Here is an 8,479-nt window from a genome sequence, read left to right as displayed (position 1 = left end):
GAACGCCCGGTTTTCTCTTGCCGAAGAACTGAACAATGATCTCGCCTATTTCATTATAAACTTCTACAGCGGTTACTTCGCCATCTGTAGTAGGTTTGCGCACTATCCATACCTGAGCAATTTTGTCGGTATCAAGGTGCAGGTTAAAGTCAGGATCCATTACATTAAACCACTGGTTATGCCACATGGTTTTACGCACAAGGCCTGTATGTATTTGTATGTTACCTCTGTTACCCACAAAACACATAATAGGAAGTTTCTGTTCGGCTGCGCCTTCCAGCATTTTTACTACTATATTTTTATCCGCTTTTTTGGCAAGGTGTTCGTTTGGAGCCAGGCGAAGCGCCTGCGTTCTTGTAACGCCGAATTTTTTAAGCATACCAAAAAAAGCATGTGTGTCTGGCAGGTTTAACCAGGCTTCCTGAAAGCCCTTAACATCGATATCAGAATCCGGTTTTTCATCAATAATTAAAGGAACCTCAACGGTAGTTTCATCTGTATTTTGATTGTCTGATTTAAATTGTTCTACAAGTACATCAAAAGCAGTTTCGTTACTATCTTTAGTCAGGTATATTTTATGAATGGCAAGACCGTCTTTTCCAAAAAACTGAAGGCTCTTTCTATCGCCATGCTCACTTTTTTCGGCTACTGCAAAAGCTTTATCCCAGTGAGAAAGAAAAATTCTCAAATCAATATCTTCGCCAACAAATAAGCCTGCAAACGGAGAGCTGAAGTCGGGGTTTAAATAAATACCTTTTCGTTCGTGCACACACTCGTCGTTACGGGTAAGTGCCATTACTTTACCCAGTTTTTCAACTTCGGTAAGTATAGCTGCAAATTCAGGTCGAAGACGTGTTACCGTTTCACCTATGCTTGCTGCAACAAGCTCTGCTTCGCTTACGCCAAGCTGTTCTGCGGCATTTCTTATTCTTAAATGGGGGTTCTCTGCTTTTAGTGCTTCCCACTGAGATTTTAAAGAATTGGTCATTGTACTCATAAACTATATAAATTAAGTTCCAAAAATTATTAACGGATTATTGTTTACCGGGTTAGAGCAAATAGTACACGGAAAATTGTACACTGTACTTATAATTTCGCGGGTAAATACCTTTTGCGGTACATCGTGGCTTACTATTTTGCCTTTTTTAAGCAGCATAACCTTATCGGCAAACTGTGCAGCAAGGTTAAGGTCGTGCAGTACCATAACAGCCGTATGCCCTTTTTGGGTAAACTGCTTAATGGTATGCATTATTCGGTGCTGGTGCAGCACATCGAGGTTATTAAGAGGTTCATCAAGAAAAACAAGTGTGTTGTTTATATCATTGTCCAGCTGAGTGAGTACCCTTGCTAGGTGTACACGCTGCTTCTCTCCGCCCGAAAGCGAATTGTAGTCCCGTTGTGCCAGATGCGTGACATCGGTTGCTGTCATGGCTTTTAAAACAGCTTCTTCATCTGTTTTATGTGGAATTGAATTAAAGTAAGGGTAGCGCCCCATCATTACCACATTGCTTACTGATAGCGGAATATCGTGGCTGTTACTTTGCGAAAACTTTGCTTTGCTTTTGGCGAGCTCAGTATCATCCCATTGTTTAAAGGTTTTTTTCTTAAAAAAAACGGCTTTGCCAGTTGTGGTAAGTTCATTTGCCAATAGACTAAGCAGTGTAGATTTACCTGCACCATTAGGCCCCACAATAACCAGAAGTTCTCCGGTATTTACGGTAACATCTATATCTTCCAGTATAGAGAATTTGCGGTGCACGTATGATATTTTTTCGGCTTCTAACATAGTATTACATTGTATTCCTGCTTCTTATCAGTATGGTTATAAAAATAGGTGCTCCCATAAGTGCTGTAAGTATGCCTACAGGTATTTCACTGGGCGGGGCAATGGTTCTGCTTATGGTATCTGCTGTAAGCAATAATATGCTGCCCGCTACCGCACTTAGCGGTAAAATAATATGATAGTTAGATTTAAAAACAATACGCAGTATATATGGCACTATAAGGCCTGCAAAACTTATTGTACCTGCAAAAGCTACCGATGTGCCCACCATTAAAGCCGTGAGTAGTATAATTTGCTTTTTTATGCGTTCTACTTTTATGCCCAGATGTGCAGCATCTTTTTCGCCCAGCATCATGGCATTTAGTGCTTTACCTTTTGTTATTAATACGGTATAGGCCAAAAATATCATTACTGCCAGTATGGCGTTCTTAGCCCAGTTAGCTCCGGCAAGGCTTCCTAAGTTCCAGAATGTAAGGTCGCGCAATTGCTCTTCTTTAGATATGTATATTATAAAACCGGTTATAGCAAAGCCTAATGCTGCTATAGCCATGCCCGAAAGCAGCATTACTACAATGTTTGTTTTACCGTTTATGGTAGATATTCTGTAAACAAGTATCATAGTAAGCAATGCACCCACAAAAGCCATACTACTGATTAATGAAAAGTGCATAAATTCAGGAATGTATGCTTTAAGCTGTACACCCAAAACAATAGCTATTGAGGCAAATAATGATGCGCCGGAGGTAATACCAATTAGATCGGGCGTTGCAAGCGGGTTTCTAAACATTCCCTGCAGGCAGGTACCCGATACCGCCAGTGAGCTGCCTATAAGTATTGCCATAACAATACGGGGCAGGCGCAAATCCATCATTACAAAACGGTCGGCATCAGATACAGAGGCATCATTACTTATTATGCCTTTTAAAAGTTGCAGAATGGAATGTTTTTCAAACTCATATACACCCATGTATAAAGATACTACTGCCAGCAAAGCCAGCAGCAGTAAACTACAGATGAGGTATAAGGGGAGTTTATTTCGCATTTTCAGCTAAAAGAGCGTTCAGTTGTGTAGTAGCTTCGCCTAAGCGTGGACCAAAGCCTGATAACAATGCACCATCCATTGCTATTATTTTTTTGTTTTTTCCGGCATTGGTTTTATCTACGCCTTTTATTTTTAGCGCTCCATCTACACCGCCTACACTTTCAAGACCGGAGGTAAACATAAGTATTACATCCGGATTGCCTTTTATAAGTGCCTCGGGAGTAAGTGGTTTGTAGTCTTCAAAATCTGTAACGGCATTTTGTCCGCCGGCAAGAGTAATAACTTTTTCAACTGGGGTATTTTTACCAGATACCATAAGCATACCTGCACCCCTGGCATAAATGAACAATACTTTTGGAGCAGTTTTAAACCTTTTAAGTTTTTCTTTGTCAGCATCTACTTTTTGCTGTAAAACCTCGTAGTTTGTATTGTTCAGTGCTTTTGCTACATCTTCAATAAGTTTTTTAGTACCTTCAGGTGAAAACTCCTGAGTAAATACTGCCGCTTTTATGCCTGATTTTTTAATTTTTTCTAAAAGTTCAGGACTCATATCTTTATCGGTAGCTAAAATAATGTTAGGCTGCAGTGCCATAATAGACTCAATAGATATACTGCGCACATGGCCCAGATCTTTTGCCATTTTTTTAAGAGTTTCAGGATAAGTACTGGTAACATCTGTTCCAACAATATCTTTTTCATGGCCAAGGGCAGCTACAATTTCTGTTATAGCTCCGTTTAAAGAAATTATTCTTTCGGTTTTAATTTTGGTATTTTCTGTAATTGATTCTGCTGTTTTTTCACTTTTTTTACAAGAAAAAGCGGTCATCATTATAAGTGCAAGTACAAGTATTGGTTTGATTTTTTTCATTAAATGAATTGGTTATTTTTATTTAATCTAAATTACCGCAAATGTATTATTTTTATTTAGAATGAAAAAAAATAAGAAATTAAAATAAGCTTTTTAACAAATAAATACCTGAGCCTTTCTGTAGTTGCTAATAGATATAAGTATTATTAATAAACACATTCTTAAATGTTATGGCAAAAAAGCATTATTAAAAAAACATGCCGTAAATTTGCATAAAATTTATCCGGTCATTATCGGAATACATATTACAGGAGGAATTATAATGTTAGATATACAATCAGTCAGAAACGACTTTCCAATACTAAACCAAACCGTAAACGGCAAACCGCTTGTTTACTTTGACAATGCGGCTACATCTCAAAAACCAAAGGTTGTAATAGATGCTATAAGCAGCTATTACAGCACTATAAATGCAAACATTCACCGTGGAGTGCATACGCTGAGCCAACTGGCTACCGATGCATATGAAATATCCCGCCAGACAATAAAAAACCATATTAATGCAAAACATGCCTATGAAGTACTTTTTACGGCAGGTACTACACATGGTATTAATTTGGTTGCCAACGGGTTTGCTGCTTTTGTAAAAGCGGGCGATGAGATTATGGTGTCTGCAATAGAGCATCATAGTAATATAGTGCCCTGGCAAATGCTTTGCGAACGCACAGGAGCTAAACTGGTAGTAATACCAATGAACCAGAAGGGTGAGCTTATAATGGAAGAATATGAAAAGCTGCTTACCGAAAAAACAAAACTGGTTGCTGTTAATCATATATCTAACTCATTAGGCACTATTAATCCTATTGAGCATATTATAAAAAAAGCACATAAAGCCGGTGCTGCTGTATTTATAGATGGCGCACAGGCGGCTCCGCATCTTAAAATAGATGTTCAGGCGCTTGACTGTGATTTTTATGCTTTTTCAGGACATAAGGCTTGTGGCCCTACCGGATCGGGAGTTTTATACGGCAAAGAAGAATGGCTGCACAAACTTCCGCCATATCAGGGTGGAGGGGAGATGATAAAAGAGGTTACTTTTGAGAAAACCACGTATGCAGATCTGCCTCATAAATTTGAAGCAGGCACCCCAAACATAGAAGGCGGTATAGTGCTTGGCACAGCAATTGATTATTTAAACACTATAGGACTGGATAATATAGCAGCTTATGAAAATGAACTGCTTGCCTATGGTACCGAAAAGCTGCTTGAAATAGATGGACTTACTATAGTAGGAACGGCAGATAAAAAGACATCGGTAATATCGTTTAATGTGGGTAATATCCATCCGTATGATATTGGAGCTATTGTAGATAAAATGGGAATAGCAGTACGTACAGGCCACCATTGCTGCCAGCCGGTAATGAACTTTTTTGAGATTCCGGGTACAGTAAGGGCATCGTTTGCTTTTTATAATACAAAAGAAGAAATTGATGCATTGGTGCAGGCTGTACTTAAAGCACAGCGAATGCTGGGATAATGATATGAAAAAGCTTTATCTTTTATGTACTATAATTTTTGTTATTGGATGTTCGTCCAAAAAGGCTGTGCAAAGTAAAAATGTTTCCTTTATTTATGAGGCAGCTTTAAAAAATGATAGTCTTAGGGTGTTGGTAGATCATAAGAACACAGTTGTATCACAGTTTATGAGCGGTGAGGGTAGGAGTAGCAATGGACCTACAAAAAATGAAGATTGGGAAGAACTGAATGGAATGATTACCAATTTAAATGTTAGAAAGCTTAAAGATCTAACTACACCAAAAGACAGGGTATATATAAAAGAGCCTATGAAAGCTGTTTTTAAAATAGCTGTAAACAATACAATATATAAAACTCAGGAGTTTGACGATGGTAATCCTCCTGTAGAAATAGAAGCAATTGTTGCGAAATTATTAAACATTCATACTACTCAAATTGAACGCATACAACTAACACATTAAACAACAACCAATGAAAAAAATCGCATTAGTACTCTTGACCGTTGCCTTTGTAGTAGGCTGTTCTTCTAAAAAAGCAGCTGTGGCGGGCAATAACAATCCGGAAACAGCACTTTCATTTGAATATGAGGCACAAACACGTGGTGCTTACAATAAAGTTGTTGTAACACAGGATAGTATTATTACCATTAAAGATCGTGGTATGAAAAATGTAGTAAGCAAGCCTGTAAGCAGCAGCGACTGGAACTATCTTATGGGCAATGCCAGAAAAATGAACCTTGAGGGTCTTAAAGACCTTAAAGCACCATCTACTAAAAACTATGCCGATGCTGCACTTGCTGCTAACCTAAAAGTTATTAAAGGCACTACAACATACACGAGCAGTACTTTTGATCATGGCAATCCTCCGGCTCAAATATCAGGAATTGTTCACAGAATACTAAACATGTCTGACATGAAGGCAAAATAATAAAAATGAAGATTAAAGAAATACAGGAAGAAATTATAGACGAATTCTCTATGTTCGACGATTGGGAAGAGCGTTACCAGTATGTAATAGATCTTGGTAATTCGCTTCCGTTGGTAGAAGAAAAATACAAAACTGAAGAAAATATTATAAAAGGCTGCCAGAGTAAAGTATGGCTGCATGGCGAACAGAAAGATGGCAATGTAGTATTTACTGCCGATAGCGATGCAATACTTACTAAAGGAATTATAGCCATACTTATCCGTGTGTTTTCTAACCAAAAACCCGCAGATATACTTGAAGCTGATACCGATTTTATAGATGAAATCGGACTTAAGGAGCACCTTTCGCCAACCCGTGCTAATGGGCTGGTGTCTATGATTAAACAAATAAAAATGTATGCACTGGCCTTTAGCGCCAAAAGCTAAATAAGATTATGGAACAAGAAATTGACACAGCACAACTGGGAGAAGATATAGTTAAAGTGCTTAAAACAATATATGATCCTGAGATTCCTGTAGATATCTACGAACTTGGGCTTATTTATGATGTTATGGTTAATACCGATAACGAAGTTAAGATACTTATGACACTTACTTCACCCAACTGCCCGGTTGCAGAAAGCCTTCCTATGGAAGTAGAAGAAAAGATAAAAAAAATTGAAGGGGTTAATGCTGCTGAGGTTGAGATTACTTTCGATCCGCCATGGAGCCGCGACCTTATGAGTGAAGAGGCCAAGCTTGAATTAGGAATGCTGTAAAAGCGTTTCAAATTCTGGCGCTGTTATTTTGAGTGAAACGCAGCGAGGTCACAATCTTTATGAGACTACTTCCCTGCCCGAAATGACAAAACTGTTATGAACAAAGAACATGGAAAAAGAAGAAGAAATAATAAACCGCGTTGCCAATAGTGTTCTTCAGGTATTTGATCTTGAAGATTATTACCCGGAAGGAGAACGTGTTGGCATAGATATATCCGGCTGGCTATGGGAAGGCTTCGTGCTTCGCGAGAAAGAATTTCGCGAAACCCTTAAAAACCATGACTGGCAGCAATACAGTGGCAAATTTACGGCCTTATATTGCAGTACCGATGCTATAGTACCTGCGTGGGCTTATATGCTTATTACTACTTATTTGCAGCCTTTTGCAAAAAAAATAGTTCAGGGTAAGGCAGAAGACATCAATATCCAGCTATATCAGCAAATACTTAATGATCTTGATTATACCCCATATGAGGGTAAGCCTGTTATTATAAAAGGATGTTCGCGCAAACCTGTACCGCAGGAAGCCTATGTTATGGCTACTCAAAAACTTATGCCTGTTGCTAAGAGTTTAATGTTTGGCGAGGCATGCTCTTCAGTACCATTATACAAGAAGAAATAGGGCTTTTTAATAAAAAAGTAAGAATATTTTTTTTGTAATTAATTATATTTGTGAAAACAGCAATGAACTAATTATGAAGAAAAAGCTACTATTTATGTTATGCCTTGTGGGTTCACTAAGTGTCAATGCACAAGATGGTGGAGAAAAAAATACGGTAAAAGATACTGTTGGGCCATGGTACACTAACGGTAATGCTTCTCTGTTATTTAATCAGTCTACTTTCCATAACTGGGTTGCCGGTGGAGAAAATACTATTTCCGGTACTTTAGGCGTTAATTATGATTTTAATTATAAAAAAGGCGACTGGAGCTGGGATAATAAAGTTATTGCTTCATACGGTATAGTAAAAACCAAAACGTCTTCTTTTGCTAAAAAAACAGATGACAGGCTTGAGCTTAATTCAATATTAGGTAAAAAAGCCACTGAAAGATGGTTTTACTCGGCCTTCTTAAATTTCAGGACACAATTTACAAAAGGATACAACTATTCCAGAGATGAATTTGGAGCAGAACACAGGGAAGAATATACCAATTTTCTTTCTCCGGGATACTTAATGGTAGGTCCTGGTATGTTGTATAAAAGAGATGAAAACTTTTATTTTAACCTTTCGCCGGCTACATCTAAATTTACTTTTGTAGATAAGAATTTTACCCTGCCTGATGAAGCATATTTTGGTGTAAAAGAAGGTAAATCTGTTCGATATGAACTTGGTTTTAATGCCTCTGCTTATTATAAGCTTGATGTTATTGCCAATGTTACTTTTGAGAACATACTTGGTTTATACTCAAACTATCTTGAAGATCCTCAGAATGTAGATATTAACTACCAGTTAAATATAGTAATGCGCATAAACCGTTACCTTACTACCAACTTGTCATTCCAGACTATTTATGACGATAATGCCTATAGAGGGCTGCAGGTCCGCCAGGTTTTTGGTGTAGCAGCTAACTACGGGTTTTAAATAGTTTATGCTATAATACATATACAAATCGAGCCGGCAAAAT

Annotated in this window: 11 protein-coding genes; 7 read left to right on the top strand and 4 right to left on the bottom strand. The window is 38.0% G+C overall.

Features of this window, described 5'->3' with window-relative positions; genetic code table 11:
* The 4 genes from NHE85_RS05825 to NHE85_RS05810 all read right to left on the bottom strand — a co-directional run.
* A partial coding sequence (locus NHE85_RS05825; protein ID WP_252810584.1) for a hemin-degrading factor occupies nucleotides 1–997 on the bottom strand: 997 nt, incomplete at its 3' end.
* Between the two features lie 12 nt (nucleotides 998–1,009).
* A complete protein-coding gene (locus NHE85_RS05820) occupies nucleotides 1,010–1,786 on the bottom strand; it encodes a heme ABC transporter ATP-binding protein (protein ID WP_252810582.1) in 777 nt (258 codons plus the stop codon).
* A 4-nt stretch (nucleotides 1,787–1,790) separates the two neighbouring features.
* Nucleotides 1,791–2,825, bottom strand: coding sequence for an iron ABC transporter permease (locus tag NHE85_RS05815; RefSeq protein WP_252810580.1), 1,035 nt, complete (start codon nucleotides 2,823–2,825; stop codon nucleotides 1,791–1,793).
* Entirely contained in the window at nucleotides 2,815–3,693 is an 879-nt protein-coding gene (locus tag NHE85_RS05810; protein ID WP_252810577.1) for a hemin ABC transporter substrate-binding protein, read from the bottom strand. Before NHE85_RS05810 ends, NHE85_RS05815 begins: the two co-directional genes overlap by 11 nt.
* Before the next feature lie 262 nt (nucleotides 3,694–3,955).
* Here NHE85_RS05810 and NHE85_RS05805 point away from each other — a divergent pair, with 262 nt between their 5' ends.
* The 7 genes from NHE85_RS05805 to NHE85_RS05775 all read left to right on the top strand — a co-directional run bounded on the left by NHE85_RS05805 (nucleotide 3,956) and on the right by NHE85_RS05775 (nucleotide 8,436).
* Nucleotides 3,956–5,170: an aminotransferase class V-fold PLP-dependent enzyme gene (locus NHE85_RS05805; protein ID WP_252810575.1), complete on the top strand. Its 1,215-nt coding sequence runs from the start codon at nucleotides 3,956–3,958 to the stop codon at nucleotides 5,168–5,170.
* A gap of 4 nt (nucleotides 5,171–5,174) precedes the next feature.
* Nucleotides 5,175–5,630, top strand: coding sequence for a hypothetical protein (locus NHE85_RS05800; protein WP_252810574.1), 456 nt, complete (start codon nucleotides 5,175–5,177; stop codon nucleotides 5,628–5,630).
* 10 nt (nucleotides 5,631–5,640) lie between these two features.
* Nucleotides 5,641–6,096, top strand: a complete 456-nt coding sequence (locus NHE85_RS05795) for a hypothetical protein (RefSeq protein ID WP_252810571.1) — start codon at nucleotides 5,641–5,643, stop codon at nucleotides 6,094–6,096.
* Between the two features lie 5 nt (nucleotides 6,097–6,101).
* Nucleotides 6,102–6,521 (top strand): SufE family protein, encoded by a 420-nt coding sequence (locus NHE85_RS05790; RefSeq protein WP_252810569.1) that lies wholly within the window; start codon nucleotides 6,102–6,104, stop codon nucleotides 6,519–6,521.
* An 8-nt stretch (nucleotides 6,522–6,529) separates the two neighbouring features.
* The gene (locus NHE85_RS05785) at nucleotides 6,530–6,853 is read left to right on the top strand and encodes an SUF system Fe-S cluster assembly protein (protein ID WP_252810567.1); all 324 of its coding nucleotides are present in this window, start codon (nucleotides 6,530–6,532) and stop codon (nucleotides 6,851–6,853) included.
* A 109-nt stretch (nucleotides 6,854–6,962) separates the two neighbouring features.
* Nucleotides 6,963–7,475: a DUF2480 family protein gene (locus NHE85_RS05780; protein WP_252810565.1), complete on the top strand. Its 513-nt coding sequence runs from the start codon at nucleotides 6,963–6,965 to the stop codon at nucleotides 7,473–7,475.
* Between the two features lie 73 nt (nucleotides 7,476–7,548).
* Nucleotides 7,549–8,436, top strand: coding sequence for a DUF3078 domain-containing protein (locus tag NHE85_RS05775; RefSeq protein WP_252810563.1), 888 nt, complete (start codon nucleotides 7,549–7,551; stop codon nucleotides 8,434–8,436).
* The last annotated feature ends 43 nt before the right edge of the window (nucleotides 8,437–8,479 follow it).

Origin of the sequence: Flavobacterium sp. NRK1 (genome assembly GCF_024054175.1) — a bacterium.
Classification (GTDB): Bacteria; Bacteroidota; Bacteroidia; order Flavobacteriales; family Flavobacteriaceae; genus Flavobacterium.
Note: the sequence above shows the minus strand (reverse complement) of the source record. Positions and strands in the feature narration are given on the sequence as shown.